16 protein-coding genes are annotated in these 18,800 nt (G+C 65.9%); 5 read left to right on the top strand and 11 right to left on the bottom strand.

The genetic code is table 11. The features are described from left to right. Positions 1-6: 6 nt before the first annotated feature. The 7 genes from ASF04_RS11060 to ASF04_RS11030 form a co-directional block, all read right to left on the bottom strand. Positions 7-3,123 (bottom strand): efflux RND transporter permease subunit, encoded by a 3,117-nt coding sequence (locus ASF04_RS11060; protein WP_056141139.1) that lies wholly within the window; start codon positions 3,121-3,123, stop codon positions 7-9. Between the two features lie 8 nt (positions 3,124-3,131). Continuing rightward, positions 3,132-4,274, bottom strand: a complete 1,143-nt coding sequence (locus ASF04_RS11055) for an efflux RND transporter periplasmic adaptor subunit (RefSeq protein ID WP_373922132.1) — start codon at positions 4,272-4,274, stop codon at positions 3,132-3,134. Between the two features lie 38 nt (positions 4,275-4,312). Beyond that, positions 4,313-5,812, bottom strand: coding sequence for a TolC family protein (locus ASF04_RS11050; RefSeq protein WP_056141134.1), 1,500 nt, complete (start codon positions 5,810-5,812; stop codon positions 4,313-4,315). Next, positions 5,809-6,495 carry a CerR family C-terminal domain-containing protein gene (locus tag ASF04_RS11045; protein WP_056141132.1) on the bottom strand — a complete coding sequence of 229 codons (687 nt, stop codon included), beginning with the start codon at positions 6,493-6,495 and terminating at the stop codon, positions 5,809-5,811. The genes ASF04_RS11050 and ASF04_RS11045 overlap by 4 nt, the downstream gene beginning before the upstream one ends. Before the next feature lie 270 nt (positions 6,496-6,765). Next, positions 6,766-8,118 carry a hybrid sensor histidine kinase/response regulator gene (locus ASF04_RS11040; RefSeq protein WP_056141129.1) on the bottom strand — a complete coding sequence of 451 codons (1,353 nt, stop codon included), beginning with the start codon at positions 8,116-8,118 and terminating at the stop codon, positions 6,766-6,768. A gap of 56 nt (positions 8,119-8,174) precedes the next feature. Further along, the gene (locus ASF04_RS11035) at positions 8,175-8,921 is read right to left on the bottom strand and encodes a 2OG-Fe dioxygenase family protein (protein ID WP_056141127.1); all 747 of its coding nucleotides are present in this window, start codon (positions 8,919-8,921) and stop codon (positions 8,175-8,177) included. Positions 8,922-8,945: 24 nt separating this feature from the next. Beyond that, positions 8,946-9,431 (bottom strand): MarR family winged helix-turn-helix transcriptional regulator, encoded by a 486-nt coding sequence (locus ASF04_RS11030; RefSeq protein WP_056141125.1) that lies wholly within the window; start codon positions 9,429-9,431, stop codon positions 8,946-8,948. 118 nt (positions 9,432-9,549) lie between these two features. Here ASF04_RS11030 and ASF04_RS11025 point away from each other — a divergent pair, with 118 nt between their 5' ends. Together ASF04_RS11025 and ASF04_RS11020 are read left to right on the top strand one after the other, a co-directional pair. Beyond that, positions 9,550-10,677, top strand: coding sequence for an HD domain-containing phosphohydrolase (locus ASF04_RS11025; protein WP_019923037.1), 1,128 nt, complete (start codon positions 9,550-9,552; stop codon positions 10,675-10,677). 3 nt (positions 10,678-10,680) lie between these two features. Next, a complete protein-coding gene (locus tag ASF04_RS11020) occupies positions 10,681-11,739 on the top strand; it encodes a CHASE domain-containing protein (protein WP_056141122.1) in 1,059 nt (352 codons plus the stop codon). Positions 11,740-11,743: 4 nt separating this feature from the next. Here the strand turns inward: ASF04_RS11020 and ASF04_RS11015 are convergent, their stop codons facing one another. After that, positions 11,744-12,559 (bottom strand): sugar phosphate isomerase/epimerase, encoded by an 816-nt coding sequence (locus tag ASF04_RS11015; RefSeq protein ID WP_056141118.1) that lies wholly within the window; start codon positions 12,557-12,559, stop codon positions 11,744-11,746. Then, positions 12,559-13,398 carry a phytanoyl-CoA dioxygenase family protein gene (locus ASF04_RS11010; RefSeq protein ID WP_056141115.1) on the bottom strand — a complete coding sequence of 280 codons (840 nt, stop codon included), beginning with the start codon at positions 13,396-13,398 and terminating at the stop codon, positions 12,559-12,561. The genes ASF04_RS11015 and ASF04_RS11010 overlap by 1 nt, the downstream gene beginning before the upstream one ends. 109 nt (positions 13,399-13,507) lie before the next feature. On the opposite strand from ASF04_RS11010, the gene ASF04_RS11005 reads away from it, so the two are divergent. Next, positions 13,508-14,428 (top strand): LysR family transcriptional regulator, encoded by a 921-nt coding sequence (locus tag ASF04_RS11005; RefSeq protein ID WP_229205005.1) that lies wholly within the window; start codon positions 13,508-13,510, stop codon positions 14,426-14,428. A 6-nt stretch (positions 14,429-14,434) separates the two neighbouring features. Here ASF04_RS11005 and ASF04_RS11000 read toward each other — a convergent pair whose 3' ends face one another. Continuing rightward, positions 14,435-15,511, bottom strand: coding sequence for a hypothetical protein (locus ASF04_RS11000; RefSeq protein WP_056141973.1), 1,077 nt, complete (start codon positions 15,509-15,511; stop codon positions 14,435-14,437). Positions 15,512-15,733: 222 nt separating this feature from the next. On the opposite strand from ASF04_RS11000, the gene ASF04_RS10995 reads away from it, so the two are divergent. Both ASF04_RS10995 and ASF04_RS10990 read left to right on the top strand, forming a co-directional pair. Beyond that, positions 15,734-16,156 (top strand): hypothetical protein, encoded by a 423-nt coding sequence (locus ASF04_RS10995; RefSeq protein ID WP_227012184.1) that lies wholly within the window; start codon positions 15,734-15,736, stop codon positions 16,154-16,156. Between the two features lie 77 nt (positions 16,157-16,233). Continuing rightward, a complete protein-coding gene (locus tag ASF04_RS10990; RefSeq protein ID WP_056141109.1) occupies positions 16,234-16,602 on the top strand; it encodes a hypothetical protein in 369 nt (122 codons plus the stop codon). A 12-nt stretch (positions 16,603-16,614) separates the two neighbouring features. On the opposite strand, the gene ASF04_RS10985 is transcribed toward ASF04_RS10990, so the two are convergent. Beyond that, entirely contained in the window at positions 16,615-18,735 is a 2,121-nt protein-coding gene (locus ASF04_RS10985; RefSeq protein WP_307140326.1) for a GGDEF domain-containing protein, read from the bottom strand. Positions 18,736-18,800: the final 65 nt, after the last annotated feature.

Genomic DNA, 18,800 nt, shown 5'->3' with positions numbered 1-18,800 from the left:
TTCTCCTTAAGTGGTGGCCGGATGTGTTTTTGGCTCCGGTCCCGGTTCCGGCTCGCGGCGTAATTTTCGCATCAAACGCTGCAACCAGTGCTCGAAATCGTCCACGTAAGTAAACACCGCCGGCACCACCAGCAAACTCAACAAGGTCGAGGTGATCAGCCCACCGATGACCGTGATCGCCATCGGCGAACGGAAGCTCGGGTCGGCGCCCCAACCCAGCGCCAGCGGCATCATGCCGGCGCCCATGGCAATCGTTGTCATCAGGATCGGGCGGCTGCGCTTGTGGCAGGCATCGACCAACGCGTCGAAGCGGTTCATGCCGGCCTGGCGCGCCAGGATCGCGTAGTCCACCAGCAGGATCGAGTTCTTGGTGACGATCCCCATCAGCATGATCAGGCCGATCATCGACGGCATCGACAGCGCCCGGCCCGTGATCAACAGCGCCACAAAGGCGCCGCCGATCGACAGCGGCAGCGCGGCCAGGATGGTGAGGGGCTGCATGAAGTCCTTGAATAGCAAGACCAGCACGCAGTAGATGCACAGCACGCCGATCAGCATGGCGGTGCCGAAGCTGTTGAACAGCGCCGCCATCTCCTGGGCGTCGCCCAGTTCCGCGATGTGGACCGACTTGGGCAGGTTCTGCATGGTGGGCAGGGCGCGCGCCTCGGTGTTCACTTCGCCCAGGGTGCGCTTGCCCAGTTCCACCTCGAACGTGACGTTGCGGCTGCGATTCAAGCGGTTGATCTGCGCCGGGCCGCTTTCCATGGTGATGGTGGCCACTGTCGCCAGCAGCACCGGGCCGTTCTTGCCCGGCACCGTCAGGCGGCCGATGGCGTCGAGGTCCGCGCGCACGGCGTCGGGCAGCTTGACGCGGATCGGCACCTGGCGCTCGGGCAGGTTCATCTTGGTCAGGTCGGTGTCGTAGTCGCCGGCGGTGGCCACGCGCACGGTCTGGCCGATGGCATTGGCGGTTACACCGAGGTCGGCCGCCTTGGCGAAGTCCGGCTTGACGATGATCTCGGGGCGCACCAGCGACGCGGTGGAACGCACATTGCCCACGCCTTGCAGCGTGCGCATCTCGCGTTCGACCTTTTGCGCCGTCTCGCGCAGCGCCACCGGATCGTCGCTGCGCAGCACCAGCTGCATCTTGACGCCGCTGTCGGGCGGGCCGACCTTGAAGCGCGCACCGGGCACGTTGTTCAGCTGTTCGCGGATGTGTGCTTCCAGGTCCGCCATCGATTCCTTGCGGTCGGTGCGGTGCACGGTGGACAGCGTGAGCACCGCGCTGCGCGCCTCGGCAGCTGCGCCGGGAGCAAAGGCGTCGCCGCTCGAGCCGCCGCCGATGGAACTGAATACCGCCTTGATGCCAGGTACCTGCATCGCCGCCAGGCGCGCGCGCTCGGCCACCACGCGGGTTTCGGCCAGCGTGGAGCCGGGCGGCAGTTCCAGGTTGATCTGGGTTTGCGAACGGTCGGCCGCTGGCACGAAGCCGGTAGGGAGCAGGCCCACCAGCGCAATCGAGCCGGCAAAGAACACCAGCGAAGCGATGGCCGTTTTGCCGCGATTGCGCAGGCACCACTGCATGGTGCGCATGTACCGCGTCATGATCCAGCCGTCTTTTTCTTCCTTGTGCACGGCAGGCTTGAGCAGGTAAGCGGCCATCATCGGCGTGAGCAACCGCGCCACCACCAGCGACGCCAGTACCGCGATCACGGCGGTCCAGCCGAACTGCTTGAAGAACAGGCCCGGCACGCCGCTCATGAACGCGGTGGGCAGGAACACGGCCACCAGTGCGAACGTGGTGGCGATCACCGCCATGCCGATTTCGTCGGCCGCTTCCAGCGCCGCTTCCATCGGCGTTTTGCCCATGCGCAGGTGGCGCTCGATGTTTTCGATTTCGACGATGGCGTCATCGACCAGCACGCCGACGACCAGCGCCAGCGACAGCAGGGTGACGATGTTGAGCGTGTAGCCGAACAGCCAGATGCCGAGGAACGCCGGCATCACCGACAGCGGCAGCGCGGCGGCGGCCACCAGCGTGGCGCGCCAGTCGCGCAGGAACCACCACACGACCAGTACCGCCAGCAGCGCGCCTTCGTACAGCAGGTGCATCGAGCCATCGAAATCTTCTTCGACCGGAATCGCGTTGTCGATCACCTGTTGCAGCACCACTTTCGGGTTGTCGAGATTGAGCTGTTCGATGGCGGCGCGCGCGCCCCGGGCCACGGCCACTTCGCTGGCGCCCTTGGTGCGGAACACTTCAAAGCCCACCACCTCGCGTCCGTCCTGCATGGCGATCGCGCGCGGTTCCGACACGGTGTCGGTAATGGTGGCCACCTGGTCGAGGCGCACGCGGCGCCCGTCGGTCAGCGGCAGTTCGATGGCGGCCAGTTCGGCCGCGCTCTTGACGGTGGCAATCGTGCGCACCGACTGCTCGGCGCCACTGACGTCGCCGCGCCCGCCCGGCGCCTCCCTCTGCACCAGCCGCAACTGGCGCGAAACGTCGAGCGCCGAGACGCGCAACGCCGCCATGCGCGCATCGTCGAGCTCCACCCGGATCTCGCGATAGACGCCGCCCACGCGCTTGACCGCACCGAGGCCCGGCACCGCCAGCAGGCGCTTGGCCACGACGTTATCGACGAACCAGCTCAGCTCCTGCGTGTCCATCTTCTCGCCGGGAATATTGGCCGCAGCGGCAGTAAAGGTCTGTACCACCCGGCCGGCGGTGGCAGCCTTGGTCACGGACGGATCGCGCAGCTCGGCCGGCATGTCGGCTTTGACGCGCGCCACCGCGTCGCGCACGTCGTTGACGGCGTCCGAGATCGGCTTTTCCAGGATAAATTCGACGGTGGTGGTCGAGACGCCGTCAAGCACCGTCGAATAGATGTTTTTCACGCCCTGCAGCGTGGCCACCGAATCCTCGATCTTGCGCGTGACTTCGGTTTCCAGCTGCGCCGGCGCCGTGCCTTCAAGCGTGGCGGTGACGGTGACGATGGGCAGCTCGATGTCCGGGAAGTCCTGCACCGGGTTGGCCTTGTAGGCCATCAGGCCTGCCAGCGTGAGCAGCACGAACAGCATGATCGCCGGGATCGGGTTCTTGATCGATAACGCGGAAAAGTTCATGGCGTTCCTTACTTGGAGGCGGTAGCGGCTTGCTCGGCTACCACGTGTACCAGGTCGCCGTCATTGAGGAAGCCGGCGCCGCGCAGCACCACCGGCGTATCGGCCTTCAGGCCGCCCACCACTTCGATGCGGTCGCCCAGGCGCCGGCCCGGCTGCACCTTCACCTGTGCCACGTGGTTGTCTGGCGTGAGGCGGAACACGAAGCTGAAGCCGTCGCGCACCACGATGGCCTGCTGCGGCACGGTCAGGGCCTCGGACGAACCCAGTTCGAATTTGCCGCTGGCGAACATGCCGGCCTTGAACGGCGCGTCTTTCGAGCCGGCGTTCTGCGGCAGGTCCACGTACACCAGCGCCGAGCGGGTTTGCAGGTCCACGGTCGGCGCAATCATGCGCACCTTGCCGGTGGTTTCGCTGCCGTTGGCCGCTTTCACCAGCGCGGTCGAACCGGCCACGATGCTGCGCAGGTCCTGCGCCACCACCTCGGCGCGCCACTCGAGGCGGCCCTGGCGGATCATGCGGAACAGCTCCGTTCCCGGCGCCGACACGGCGCCGACGGTGGCCGTGCGCGCCGAGATCACGCCGCTGTCGGGTGCGACCACCTTCGTGTATTTCAGGCGCAGCTGTTGCGTGGCCAGCGCCGCCTGGGCCGAGGCTATCCTGGCGCTGGCGGTTTGTTCGGCGGTGTTGTACTGGCTGATCTGCTGGGCGCTGAGCGCGCCGGAATCCTGGAGCGTGCGGGCGCGCGCGGCATTGGCCACGGCGTCGGCGGCATTGGCTTGCGCTTCAAGCAGGGCCGCTTTGGCCTGCGCCACGTCGGCGTTGACGGTGTCGGCCGAGAATACGGCCAGCACGTCGCCGGCCTTGACCACGTCGCCCACGTTGACACGCACTTCGGTCAGGCGCAAGCCGTTCGATTCGCTGCTCACGCTGGCCTCCTGCCAGGCGGCGACGTTGCCGTTGGCGGCCAGCGTGATGGGCAGGCGCGCGGACGACGGTTTGACCACGGTGACGGTCAACGCGGGCTTGGGCGCGGCAGCTTTTTTATCGTCGGCCGCTTGCGTGGCGGGCGAATAGAACGCCATGCCGGCGCCGGCCACCACGAACACCGCCAGCAGGGCCAGCACGGTGGGCTTCAAATTCGCAGGATTCATAGTCGATTTCAGAGTTTTCATAAGTCCGGGATCAGGTATCAGTTGGGTGCTGCGGTGTCAGCAGAGTTACCAACGGCAGCAGGAGCGGTCCAGCCGCCGCCAGCGGCGCGGTACAGCGCCACCCAGGCGGCGTTGCGCTCGCGCGCCAGCGTGACCTGGTTCTGTTCGGCGGCCAGGCGGGTGCGGCGCGCGTCTTCCAGTTCGAACAGGCTGGCCATGCCGTTCTTGTAGCGCTGCTCCACCGCGTTGAAATTGGTGCGGTAGCCTTGCGTGGCGGTGCCGGCGTCCAGCGTGCGCTGCGCCGTGCTGTCGAGGTTGACCATCGCCTGCTCGACTTCGCTCACGGCCTGGCGCACCGTGGCGCGGTAGCTGACGACAGCGGCGTCGTAGCGGGCGCCGGCGGCATCCTCGTTGGCGCGGCGCCGGCCGGCGTCGAAAATCGGCACCGATACCGAGACCGGGCCGATAGTCCAGGTGTCGGTCTTGGTATTGACACCGCCACTATGGAAATTGGCGATGCCGACCGCGCCCGAGATGGTCAGGCGCGGATAGCGCTGGGCGCGGGCGCTGCCGACCTCCGCGCTGGCGGCCGCCACTTCGCGCTCGGCGGTGAAGACGTCAGGGCGTTGGGCCAGCGTTTGCGCTGGCAGTTCGGTGACGCCGAAGGCTGGCACCATCGCCGACACGCTGGCGCCGCCGTTATCGCCGGCATTGGCTCCAGCAGCAACGGCACCAGCACCAGCTCCACCAGCGCTCGCATCGGCATTACCAGCCAACCGCCGCCGCAACTCCGGCTCCTGCATCGCGGTCAGCGCTACCAGCGCCTTGACGTTGACGTCGCAGCTGGCGCGCTGGGCCAGGTAGCGGCTGTTGCCGTCGGCGGCGCTGGCGCGTGCCAGCGCCAGGTTGGCCGGCGATTCGAAGCCGGCGCCGGCGGACAGTTCCGTCAGGCGCGCGGTGTCGGCGCGCGAGGCGGCGTCCTGCCTGGCCACGTCCAGCAATTGCTGGCAGGCGCGCAGGGCGAAATACTGGTTGGCGGTTTCCGCCGCCACCGATACGCGGGCGTCGTGCCAGCCGGCCTGCGCGCTCTGGTAGCGCGCTTGCGCGGCGTCGCGCGCGGCGCGGTTGGCGCCGAACAGGTCGATCTCCCACGAAGCCTGCAACGCCGCCTGCGACGTGGTGCCCATGGGGGTGAGCGACTGCTGGTTGGCGCGGCTGATGCTGCCCGCCGCGTCCACGTTGGGCACCAGCGCGGCGCCGGCGGCCACTTGGTCCGCGCGCGACTGGGCAATACGCGAGGCGGCCGACGACACCGTGGGACTGACCGCCTGCGCCGCTTCGATCAGTTCGGCCAGCAGCGTGTCGGTCTGCTGGCGCCACCAGGTGGCGAGATTGGCGCGGCTGCCGTTGTGGGGCAGGGGGGCCTGCCACTGCGCGGGCGCTTGCGCATCGACCTGCGGCGCCGGCGCCTTGACCGCGCAAGCTCCTAACATCGCCGCCATGGCGCACGCCACGGCAACCCGTAAAGTCCTGTTCATGCTGTCCTTTGTTGAAGTTTGTTTTTTTCGACCTGCACCAGCGCTTCGGCGTAATCGACCAGCTGCTCGGCCCATACCGCGAACGCGGCAGGCGACTCGACCAGTTGCGGCGAGACGGCGGCAATGACGTCGCGCGCGATCAGCAGCGTGACGCACATGCTCGGAATCGCATGGGCCAGGCGTTGCAGGTCGTCGGTGACTTCCTGCGTGCCCAGGTGGCGACACAGCACCCGCAGCAGCGCCGCATGTTCGGGCTTGATGTTGTTTTCGATCTCGCGCTGCCACAGGCCGGTGGGCTCGAGCATCTCGCGGTAAAACAGGCGCAGCAGCAGGTCGGCGTCCTCGTGCTGCAACAGCGGCGCCAGCATCTGGTGGTAATAGCCCTGCAGCGATTCGCGCAGCGTGAAGTGCGGCTGCTCGAACGCGGCGACGTTGCCGCCGGGCGTGGTGCACATGAAGCCGAAGCAGGCCTGGTACAGGCCGGACTTGTCGCCGAAGTAGTAGCTGATGGCAGCGACGTTGGCGCCGGCCGCCTGGGCGATTTCACGGGTGGAGGTCTTGGAAAAGCCCTGCTGGCCGAACAGGCGCATGGCCGCGTGCAGCAGCCGTTCGCGCGACTGTTCGCCGTCCGAGCGCGGCTTGCGGGCGTCGTCGGCGGAAGAAGAGGTGGATTTGGGATTCATGGCTGCGATTACAGCACACAATTTAAACGATTGATATAACTAAATCGGTTGTTTAGTTTATTGCTGAGAGTTGTGCTGCACGGCACAATCAAATCCGTGATTATTTGCAGCCAGGCATACGGGCAAAATGCGGGCAAAAAAATGCCCGCGACCTGTAAAGGTGGCGGGCTTAATTCCAATGTTCAGCGAACGGTTGGAGGAGACAGTTCCAATATATCCCCTTTTATGTTGCGCTGCAATACCGTAGAACTACCATGTGCGAAATATATTTTATCCGCGGCGCGGCAGCGCCAGGGTAAAGGTGCTGCCCTGGCCGAAGTCGCTCTTGAAGAACAGGGAACCGCCAATCAGGTTGGCGAGGTTCTGGCACAGGTACAGGCCCAGGCCCGCGCCTTCGGCGTGGCGGGTGGACGTGGAATCGAGCTGCGAGAAGGCCTGGAACAGCTTGTTCTGGTCTTCCTCGCGGATGCCGGCGCCGCTGTCGGCCACCGAGAATTCGATCATCTGCTGGCCTTCGCCCGCGCGTTGCGCGAGCGAGACACGCACCGATCCGGTCTCGGTGAACTTGATGGCGTTGTTGCCAAGGTTGAGCAGGATTTGCGTGAGCGCGCGCTGGTCGGTTTCGAGCACGATCGGTTCGTCGGCCAGGTCGATCTCTAGCGTGAGATTCTTTTGCAGCGCCAGCGGACGCAGGGTGTCCACCACGTCGCGCACCAGGTTCTGGCACTGCACTTTTTGCACTTCGAGCGTGACCTTGCCGGCTTCGATCTTGGCCACATCGAGGATGTCGTTGATGAGCGAGAGCAGGTGGCGCGCGCTGGTGCGGATGGTGTTGAGCTGCTTGTCCTGTTCCCCGGTCAGCGGGCCGGGAAGCTTCATCAGCAGCGCGCCGGTAAAGCCGATGATGGCGTTGAGCGGCGTGCGCAGCTCGTGCGACATATTGGCGATGAAGGCGGACTTCATGCGGCTCGCTTCGGCCAGCTCGAGGTTTTTCAGCGCGATTTCGCGGTTGATGGTTTCGAGCTCGCCGGCATGGTTGGCCAGGCGCATATTGAGCTCGATGACCTGCCGCTCGCGCGCTTGCAGTTCGCCATTGACCTGCACCGCCTGCTCGTAGGTGGAGATCAGCAGATCGAGGATTTGCTGGCGTTCGGCGTTGATGAAGTGCTTTTGCTCACCCAGGTACAGGGCGATGCCGATTTCCATGTTCTGGTTGCGGCGCAGCTTCTGGTTCATCAGCATGTGGCCGATGCGGTTGAGCAGGTAGTCTTCCGCGTACGGCTTGCGGATGAAATTGTCGGCGCCGCATTCGATGCCGCGTATGATGTCCTTGGGGTCCATCAGCGATGTGACCAGGATGACCGGGATATCGCGCAGTTCGGGGTCGGACTTGATGGCGCGGCACAGCGTATAGCCATCCATTTCGGGCATGACGATGTCGGACAGAACCAGGTGCGGCTTGCTTTCGCGGATGGCTTCGAGCGCCAGGCGGCCGTTGCCGGCCACGCGGGCGCGATAGCGCATCGACTGGATCAGCCGGCGCAGACGCTCGGCCTGGGTAGGACTATCTTCGACGATCAGTATTTCGATTTCATCGGGCTGTATCTCATAGCTGGCGTCCACTGACCACCCTCCTGAATGCTTGAATTTTCTATTGTGACTATAGCGGATTTAATCCGCTACAGGGGTTTTTCCTCGCCCTGGAACGCGCCGGCGCGCCAGGTAAGGACCAGTGTGTCGCGGTGTCCGTAGACGTGCAGCGGCTGGATCGGCGTCGATTCGTGGATCACGGTGGCGTCGTCGAGCAGCAGCAAAGTCCAGGGTTCGGTCATGGTGAAGCGTTTGCCGTTGGGGCCGTCGGCCTCGAATACGCGGGTTTCACCGCCCTTGACCTGGTCGCGTGCGACCAGGATCACGGCAACGAAATCGACGCCGTCGCGGTGCGCGCCTTCCGGCGTGGGGCGGCCGATACCGTCGGCGGTGTCGATGCGGAACTGGTGCGCTTCCACGTACCACGGCTGGTTGCTATCTCTGGCTGCACTGCACACCTGGCCGATGGCGGCGATCAGCGCCGGCCACGCCGGCTGCGCCACGGTGGCCGGCATCACCGGCTCGAACAGGCGGTGCATGCCGCCGTGCAGGGCGTTGTATTCGAGCGGCTGCCAGTGCGCGCGGTGCGTGGTTTGCGTGAGGCGGTCGCCTTCCTGCACGAAGCAGGAGTGGCGGCGGCGCCGGTAGCGGCCGCCGTCCTTGAGGTACTGGTCGGGTTCGAGCGCGTTCCAGCTCGGGGCCAGGGCGTCGAGCGCGTCGCGCGATACGCCGGCCAGCGCGGCCACGTCCTGCGGCGACAGCAGCGCGTAGCCCTGGGTGCGCAGCGCTTCGGCCGCCTGCGCGCGCGGCGTGTAGATCGGGTTGAATGGCTTCATGGCGATATCGGTATGACGGTATATTTAGCCGGCGGCCATCAGGCTGGCGCGCAGGGTGTCGAGTTGCTGTTTCATGTCCACCACCTGCTCGACCGAGCAGCGTGTGGCTTGCAGGATGGACGGCGGCAGCTTGGCTGCCTGCGCGCGCAGGGCGTCGCCGCTGGCGGTGAGCTTGATGATCACTTGCCGCTCATCGACGGCAGCGCGGGTGCGGGTGAGCAGCTCGGCCGCTTCCATGCGCTTGAGCAGCGGCGTCAGCGTGGCCGAATCGAGGAACAGCCGTTCGCCCACTTCGGACACGGTCTGCTCGTCCTTTTCCCACAGCACCAGCATCACCAGGTACTGCGAGTAGGTCAGGCCCAGGCCGCGCAGCAGCTTGCGGTAGATCTTGCTCATCGCCAGCGACGTCGAATACAGCGCGAAGCACAGTTGCTGGTCCAGTTGCGGCGCCTGGCCGGCGCCTGCAGCGTCTTCGGCTGGGGCGGGGACGGAGGAAGTTTTGGTATTCATGATCCCATTATGGGTAGTGCGCTATACAATTGCAAGCGATGGCCTGTAAATTGTCGTCACTGACAGGGTATGATGTGGTCATATGTTGCTAATAGCTAATTTTCAGGGAGTGCGGTAGATGAATGCCAAAAGAGCCATCGTGCTGATCGTTGACGAGGCTTCGGACAATCTGATCCAGATGAACAGCCTGTTGCAGGACCGTTACGAGGTCCGCCTGGCCAACAGCGGCCGCGCCGCGCTGATGGTGATGGAGCACGTGCCCCGGCCCGACCTGGTGGTGCTCGACGCCGCGCTGCCCGACATCGACGGCTATACCGTGTGCCAGCAGCTCAAATCGAGCCCTGACACGGCCGACATCCCGCTCATCTTCCTGCAGTCGGAACCCGACGAGGCGCGCGCCATTTGCGAGGGCGCGGTGGACATCATTCCCAAGCCGTTCGTCGGCGAGGTGCTGCGCGCGCGGGTGGACACCCATTTGCAGCTACGCCATGCGCGCGAGCTGCTCAAGCAGCAGCGCAACCTGCTCGAACACGTGGTGGAAGAAGTGACGGCGGAATTGAGCCAGATGCTCGACGCCATGATCTGGGCGCTGGCCTCGCTGGCCGAGACGCGTGAATACGAAACCGCCAACCACCTGCGCCGCGTGCAGCACTACGTCGTCGCGCTGGCGCGCCGCCTGCAGGGCAGCCCGCGCTTTGCCGAGGAACTGAGCGACGCCAACATCAAGTCGCTGTACAAGGCCGCGCCGCTGCACGACATCGGCAAGGTGTCGATCCCCGACGCCATTCTGCTCAAACCCGGCGCGCTCACGCCGGCCGAATTCTCGGTGATGAAAATGCACACCGTGTACGGCCGCGACGCCATCGTCAACGTCGAAAACCACCTGGGCTATACCAATACCTTCCTGCGCTACGCGCGCGAGATCACCTATTCGCACCAGGAAAAATACGACGGCACCGGCTACCCGGAAGGGTTGAAGGGCGACGCGATTCCCCTGGCGGCGCGGCTGATGGCTGTGGCCGACGTGTACGACGCGCTCATTTCCAAGCGCGTGTACAAGCCCGCGTTTACCCATGAGACCGCGATGGAAATGGTGCGCCAGGCCAGCGGCGAACATTTCGATCCCGACGTGGTCGATGCCATGCTGGCAGCCGAGGAAGAGTTCCGCGACATCGCCGAGCGTTACGCCGACAATGTGCAGGACCTCGAGCATGGCATCGGTCCGCTGTTGTCACAGCACCTGTAGGCCATGCAGCCCATGCGCGCGCGCGGTCTTGTCACCCTTGCCGTCGGGCTGGGACTGACCGGCACTATCTGCTGGCTGGTGCACGCGGACCAGCGCGCGCAGATGGAGACGCGCTTCCAGCGCGACACCGAGAAGGTCGCGCGCGATACCGAGGCGCGGCTGCAAACCTGTTTCGATGTCCTGCTCAGCCTGAAGGGCATGTACGCGCTCGACGACCGCATCGACCGCGCGCGCTTCCACCGCTTCAGCGCGGAGCTCAAGCTCGAACGCCGCTATCCCGGATTCCAGGCAGTGCAGTTCGTGCGCGCCGTGCCCGCAGAACAGTTCGACGCCTTTGTGGCTGCCGTGCGCGCCGACACCAGCGTGGACGCGGGCGGCTATCCGAACTTCCGCGTGCACCCGGTCACCCATGCGCCGGTCCACTACGTGATCGAGTACACGGCGCCGGTCAAAGGCAACGAGAGCGCGGTTGGCCTGGATCTGGCTGCGCTGCCGCCGCATCTGCGCGCGGTGACGCTGGCGCGCGACAGCGGCGGCATCGTCGCCACCGAGCCGATCACGCTGGTGCAGGATGTGACCGGCGAACCGGGCTTCGTGGCGCGCGCGCCGGTGTACCGCAACGATGCCGTGGTCGATACCGAGGCGCGGCGCCGCGCGGCGCTGGTCGGTTTCGTCGCCATCGTGTTCCGGGTCAATGCGCTGATGCGCGAGGTGATCGATGGCGCGCTGCTCGAACACCTGCACGTGCGCATCGAGGACGGCGGCTACGTCAATGGCGCCATGGCGCCGCGCGCCGCTAGCGACAACCTGGGCAACCTGCTGTACGACAGCGCGGGCAAGGCCGCGCCACAGGGGACCGACAACGCGGGACTGGTGGCGGAAAAAGTGCTGGAGGTGGGCCAGCGGCGCTGGCTGCTGCGCTTCGAGGGCAAGCCCGGCGTGCGCTACGGCGGCGCGTCGGCGGCGGTGCTGGCGGTGGCGCTGGCCGGCGCGGTCATCAGCGCGCTGGCCGCCGCCATTGCGATGCTGCGACCCGCCCGGGCGGGCAGGGTGCAGCAGTAGAGATTTAGCAGTAGCGCTGGCGCAGCACGTCCAGCATCGCCACGTTCAACTCCCACGCGTTCGATACCGCCGCTCCCGTGTACGGCAAGGTCTGGGTGTACGGCACCGGGCCGAATTCCGGCGTGATGGTCAAACGCTCGGCGCCCGCAGCGCGGCGCCAGCGCACCACTTCGTCCCACCACGACAGGTGGGCGGCCAGTGCAGCCTGCGACTCGGGCGCGCGGAAGTCCGCCACCTGCGGTCCCTGCTCGTGGCCCACCCGTGCGTGGATGTGGCGCACGCGCGGCAGCGTTGCGGCAAGCGTCTGCGGCTGGTCGCCCAGCAGCGACTCGCACGCGCAGCACCAGTGCGACAGGTCGGCCGTCAGGTGCAGGTCGGACAGCTGGCGCAGGTAGGGCAGGGCCAGCGCCGGGTGTGCGCTCCAGCGGCTGCGGTGGGTCTCGTGGTAGATCGGAACGCCGTGCTCGCGCGAGATCGCCGCTGCCATGTCGAGCAGCTCGCAGTTCTGTTCGAACGTGAAGTAATCCTTGCCGGTCTGCGAATTGACGTGCAGCGGGCGTGCCGCGCAGGCATTGTGCAGCAGCTCGGCCAGCGCTGCCCGGTGGGCCGCGAACTCCGGCACCAGCGCGGTTTCCCATTGGCCCACGATCAGCGCCAGGCCGGCAGCGGCAATGCGGCCGGTCCAGTCGTCGCGCGCGGCTGCCTCCAGAGGCAAGGAGAGCTCGATGCCGTCGAAGCCCGCCGCTTTGACGCGTTCGATGAAGACGTCGGCCGGCAGCTCGTTGTTGCCCCAGTGGGCGGCAAAAATCTGGACCTGCATCAGATGAAGCCTCGCACCGGCAGGCGCTCGTCGCGCTGGATCCAGTTCTGCGGCGAATAGGTAGTGGCGCCGTCGGTCACGTGCAGCGTGTAGGCGTGGCGCGAGACGGCCGAGCGGTTCGGCGCGCTGTAGTGCGGCAGCAGGCCGTGGAATACCATCAGGCTGCCGGCCTTGCACGGCAGCGGCACGGCGGTGCTGTTGTCGGGCCACGGCATGTCGCTGAGCTTTTCCATCCGTACCTGGTCGCCATTGCGCAGGAAGCGTTCGCGCATCGGGCCCCGGTGGCCGCCCGGTTCGGCCCACATGCAGCCGTTGTCGAGCGTGGCGTCTTCCAGCGCGAACCAGAACGTGGTCACGCTTACCGGGTCGGTATCGAAATAGGTGGCGTCCTGGTGCCAGCGCACTTCGCCGCCGATGCCGGGCTGCTTGAAGATGTACATCGACTGCCACACCTTGGGGTCTGCCAGGCCGATGTCGCGGGCGACCGCGTTCAGGCGCTCGTCGGCGGTAAACGCGCGGAAGGTGGGATCGAGATCGTGCATGGCGTGGCCGATCTTGTTGATCGACAGCGACTTGTCCTGTTTCAGCTGGCCGTCAGCGCCGAACGCTTCTTCCTCGAAGAAACAGCGCACGGTGTTGTCCGAGCCGAGGAAGTAGTCGTCGGTGGTCTTTTCCTGCTCGATGGTGCTGAAGATGCCCGACTGCGCGCCCGGATCGAACTGGTTGACAATCTGCGCCGCGCGCTCGCGCAGCACGGCGATGTCGGCGGCGCTCTTGAAATTCGGCACGACCAGGTAACCATCGCGTTGGTATTGCAGTTTTTGCGCGTCTGTCAACATGTTGCAGCTCCAGGCTCAATTAAGAAGATCAGCGATTGTAAGCGCGGCCGCTGGCTCCAACAACGATCAAAGCATTGACACATTGTCGTCAAAGTGGAGACAATCGAGCATGGACCAATTACGCGCAATGGAAATTTTTGTCGAGGTGGCGCGCCAGCGCAGTTTCAGCGAGGCGGGCCGCCGGCTGGGGCTCACGCGCGCCATGGTCAGCAAGCACGTGCTGCAACTGGAAGACCGCCTGCAGGCGCGCCTGCTGCACCGGTCCACCCGCGAAGTGAGCCTGACCGACGCCGGCCAGGCCTACCTGGCGCCGTGCGCCGCCGCCGTGGCGCAGGCGCACGAGGCGGCGCGCGCAGTGGCCAGCGCTGGCGATGAACTGGCCGGGCCGCTGCGCATCCAGGCGCCGTCCAGTTTTGGCAGCGAGTGGCTGGCCGGTTCGGTGGCGCGGTTCAACCTGCTCCATCCGCAACTGGCGCCGTCGCTGCACGTCGATGACGCGCTGCTCGACCCGATCGAGCACGGGTTCGATCTGACCATACGGGTGGGCGGCATTCCGGACGTGCACGCGCTGGCGATGCGGCCGCTGGCGCCATGCCGCGCCGTGCTGTGCGCCAGCCCCGATTACCTGGAGCGCCACGGCACGCCGCGCACGCCGCACGACCTGCACGCGCACCGCTGCCTGCACTTCAGTCACCTGACGGCCGGCACGGCCTGGCATTTTTCCCAAGGCGAGCGAAGGGAGACGGTCCGGGTGCAGGCGGCGTTCACCGCCAACAATGGCCTGGTGCTGCACCAGGCGGCGCAGCAGGGGCTGGGCATCGTGTACCACACCACCTTCCTGGCCTGGCGCGCGCTGCAGGAGGGCACGCTGGTGCCTGTGCTGACCGACTGGGAGCTGCCGCTCAACCACCTGTCCGCGCTGTATCCGGCCAGCCGCCAGCCGTCGCCCAAGGTGCGGGCGCTGATCGATCACCTGGTGGCCGAGTACCAGCCGGATCCGCCGTGGGACCGCGCGTTGCGCGGCCTGTAAACATCATCAGGGCTGCCAGGCGCCGTCCGCATACACCTGCTGGCCGTCGAGATACACGCCCTCGGTCACCGCGAACACATCGACGTGGTACCGCGCATCCTTGCGCTTGAATTGCGGCTTCGTGTAAACCCCGTGCTTGGCGCCCAGCGACAGGTGGATGCCGCACATGCGCTCGTAGGTGCCGATGTCGTCCACCATGCGGGTGCGCGAGAAGGCGCGGTTCATGCCGAAGCCCAGTTCGCGCAACCATACCTCGCCCTCGTGGGCGCGGATGATGGCCAGCATGTTGTCGAATTCCGGCGTGCTGTTCTCCGTGCCCGTCACGCGGCCCTTTTCGATGATGACCGTGACCGGCACCGCCGGCTGATTGACGTGGAACGAGGTGTCGCCGAACACGAAGATGCGCGCGCGACCGTTCACGGCTTCGAGGTCGCGCGCCTCGGTAAACACTTCGCCAAGCGGGAACTGGCCGCCGATGTTGTTCATGCCGGTGTAGTCGCCGATATTGAGCTTGGCCGCTTCGAATGGTGAGCCGAACACCAGTTGCGCGCCGTCGCCGCTATCGACCATGCCATGGCTGGCGGCGTCGATGCGCGCCTTGAGGGCGTGGCCCACGCCGCGATAGTAGGCGGGGTCGTAGGCCAGCGACTCGATGTAGTGCAGTCCCTGCGCACCGGGCATGCGCGCCAGGTGCACATGCTCGATCACCTTCAGGCCGCGCTTGAACAGCTCGATACGGATGCGGAAGGCCTCGAGCCGGAAGCTGGTCGATTGGACCAGCACCACCAGGTCGCCGGCGTCCAGCAGCGCAAACGCGGCCAGCACGTCCTCGGGCGCGACGGCGTCGAAGTCGATGAAGCGCGCATCGGGCACCACGCGCCGGTAGGCTTCGGTCAGCGCCAGATTGAGGTCGGTGCGGGTGTCGTGCACGATCAGCGCGGCGTGCGGCGACGCGTGGCCGATGGCGATGGCCAGGGTGTCGCGCAGATGGCGCTCGGCGGCATCGACGGCGGCGGCGGGAATGGTTCCGCAGTTGGCAGACAAGCTGGCGCCAGGGAGGGCGGCGGGGGCAGGTGAAGACATCGTGAAGGGGCTGGAATGATCGCTGGAGCGGGCATTATAGGCCACTGCAGCCCCCGGATTCGCATGCGCGCCACGCCGCAGGCGGTTCTGCGGGCTTTCCACTGCCTTTCTCCTTGTCTTGCGCCGTGACCGCGATATAAAATCAAGAATATAGCCTAACAGCAACTCCTTGGCGATCAGAACAGGATGTGTATGACCGTATTAATGGGACAGGATTTGCCGTTGGAACGACCCGATAGCGCCACCGCGCGGGCCGCCTTGTTCGTGCCCACGGCGAACATCAAGGACGATGTGCTCGACACCGTGCGGCGGGGCGCGGCGATTGTCGGTTTCGGCAACCATGACCGTACGTTGACGATTTATTACGAAAGCAACCGCTTCAACGAACCGAACCTGGTCAAGTGGGAGCAAAAGGCGCGCAAGGCGTTCGACCGACTGGCCGACAACCTGCCCACGGTCTCCAAGATGATCAGCAAGCCGGAGAACTTCGAGCAGGTCGGCTACATCAACAGCAAGGGCATCCTGATCCGCCGTATGGAAAAACTGCGGCACTGGCTCGAGACGTCGGACGCGCTGGCGACCGCGCCCGAGTCCGAAAACATTGTCTTTGCGCCACCGCCGCCACCGAAAAAAATCAATACCTGAACCTGGTTGTAGCGTGCGCTGCATCGGCACAACTCCTTGTATGCTAATGACAACAATCATTCTTCAAGGAGATGCACATGAATATCACGACATTGGGTAAAACCGCCGGTGCGGTGCTGGTCATGGCCGCGCTGCTGGGCGGCTGCCAGAAGAAGGACGACACCGTCGGCGCCGGTCCGGCTGAAACCGCCGGCCGCAAGATCGACCAAGCCGGCGAGCGCGCCAGTGCCGAACTGAACCAGGCGTCGCGCGAAGCCGACCAGAAAATGACCGAAGCCGGCCACAAGATGGATCAGGCTGCCAAGGAAACCAGCGAAAAACTCGACCGCGCAGCGGACACCGCCGGCGCCAAGCTCAATCAGGCAACCGATGCCGCAGGCCGCAAGCTGGAACAGGCGGGCGAAAACATGCAGCAGAAGGCTGCCGAGCGCGAAGCCACCAAGTAATTACCGCAACAATCAAGAGCCGGCGCGCCTGAACCGCACCACGTTGTCCTGCGACGGCGGCGGTGCTTCCGGCGCGCCGCCCAGCACCACGCTCAGGTCCACGTAGCCTTCGCGCCACGCGCGTTCCAGGTCCTGTTCGATCGACTCCATCGACGTGCGCTCGAAATGGGCAAACCCGCGTACACCGTAGGCGCGGTTGCGGCCGTGGGCCTTGGCCAGGTACAGCGCCATGTCCACCAGGTTCACCGCCCGTTCCCACGCCAGCGGCGTGGCGCCCGGCGCCAGCGGATACGGCGCAAATCCCACCGACACATTGACCGCAATCTCGTGCTCCTGGTGTGTCACGCGCTGGGCCGAAATGCCTTGCAGGATGCGGCGCGCGATCTCGTCGAGGCCGTCGCGCGGCACGGCCGGCATGAAGGCCAGGAATTCCTCGCCGCCCCAGCGCACGATCATGTCGGTCTCGCGCAGCGCCACCCGCAGGTTTTCGGCGATTTTCTTGAGCACGGCGTCGCCGGCAGCGTGGCCGTAGCTGTCGTTGATATGCTTGAAGTGGTCGACGTCGAGCAGGAATAGCGCGCCCACCAGGTCGTCGCTGCGGTGCACGCGCTGCTCGGTTTGCGGCCAGCCCGCATGCGCCGCTGCCGGCATGGGCGCCAGCGTGCGCATGTAGTCCTGGAAGTGGCGGCGGTTGTAGAGCGACGTCAGCGGATCGAGCGTGGACTGGGCCTTGAGTTCGAGATTCTTTTCCTCGAGCCGGGCATTGGTCTGGCGCACCTTGCGGTACAACAGGCCCACCACCACCGCCGCCAGCGCGAACACCAGCGCCAGCAACCACCATACGCGCTGCTGCAGCGCGCGATTGTCCAGTTCCGCCGTCTGCAACTGGTTTTCGCGGCTGAGCAGCTCGATCTGGCGCTCCTTCTTGTCGGTCTCGTATTTTTCCTGCAGCTCCAGCATCGACTTCTGGCGCTGGCGTTCGAACAGTTCGTCCGACAGCGCGCGCTCGCGGTGGTAGGCTTTCAGGGCGCCGGCCAGGTCGCCGGCATTCTCCAGCGCTACGCCGTACTCGCGCAGTACCAGTTGCAGCTCCGGCTTGTTGTTTTCCTTTTCGTAGCGTTCCATGCCTGCTTCGAACTGGCGCTTGCCTTCGCCGATGCGGCCCATGGCCAGCAGCGCGTTGCCCAGGTTGACGCGGGCGGTGGCTTCGGTGGAGGCGTCGTTGTTGCGCTGCGTGACATGCAGCGCTTCCTGCGCATACTGGGCGGCGCGCGGAAAGTCGCGCAGCTTGAGGTGAAGGTCGGCCAGGTTGACCAGCGTGGTGGTGGCCATGCGCTCGGCGCCCATCTTGCGCTCGATCTCCAGTTCCGCGCGCAGCGCCCGCATGGCGCGCTGCATCTGGCCGGTATCGCTGGTGAGCCAGTATTCGGCGTTTTTGGCGATCGACATGCGGCCCGGCGAATTGAGCTTCACCGTTTCGGCCATCAGCTCGTCGAGGCTGGCGGCGGCCTGGTCGAACTCCTTCATTTGCACCAGCAGCCGGGTAAGCGCATTGAGCGCCGCCGCCAGCGTGGTGGGGTCGCTGGTGACGCCGCGCGCGATTTCCACCGCCTGCTGCAGTTTGATCAGTGCAGCCGGAAAGTTGCCCTGCTCGGCGTGGGTCTGGCCGGCAGTGATGGTGGCCTGGGCGCGCACGGCGGCGTTGGTGGTGCGCATGGCCAGCTTTTCAGCCTCGAATGCCAGCTTGTGGGCGGCATCGACATCGGCGCGCGCAAACAGCACATAGACCTTGGTCAGCTGGGCCTTGGCAACGACCGCGTCATCGTGTAGCTCGCGACCCAGCGCGATGGCCTTTTCGGCGGCGGCCATGGCGTCATCGTAGCGGCCCTGGCGCATGCGGGCGTCCGCTTCGATGGTGAGCAGGTCGGCCTCCAGGGCGCCCGCTTTGCCTTCCAGTTCGGGGCCGATCTGGTCGAGCGCGGCCAGGGCCTTTTCAGGCAGGAAGCGGCTTTGTTCACGGATCTCGATCAGGCGCGCACGCAGCGCCTCGTTGTCCGCCTGAGACTGGGTTTGTGCTGGCGCCGGCGCTGCCGCCAGGGCGGGGACCAGCGCCGACGCCAGGGCGCCAGCCAATGCTAGCGCCAGGACGCTGGTGTGCGCCTTGCCCGTCCGTCCCCGATATCCCGATCCCGCCAACG

The organism is Duganella sp. Leaf61 (genome assembly GCF_001421905.1).
In the GTDB taxonomy this organism is placed as follows: Bacteria; Pseudomonadota; Gammaproteobacteria; order Burkholderiales; family Burkholderiaceae_D; genus Rugamonas; species Rugamonas zoogloeoides.
The sequence above is the reverse complement of the archived record's forward strand: the minus strand, read 5'-3'. Positions and strand labels throughout refer to the sequence as shown.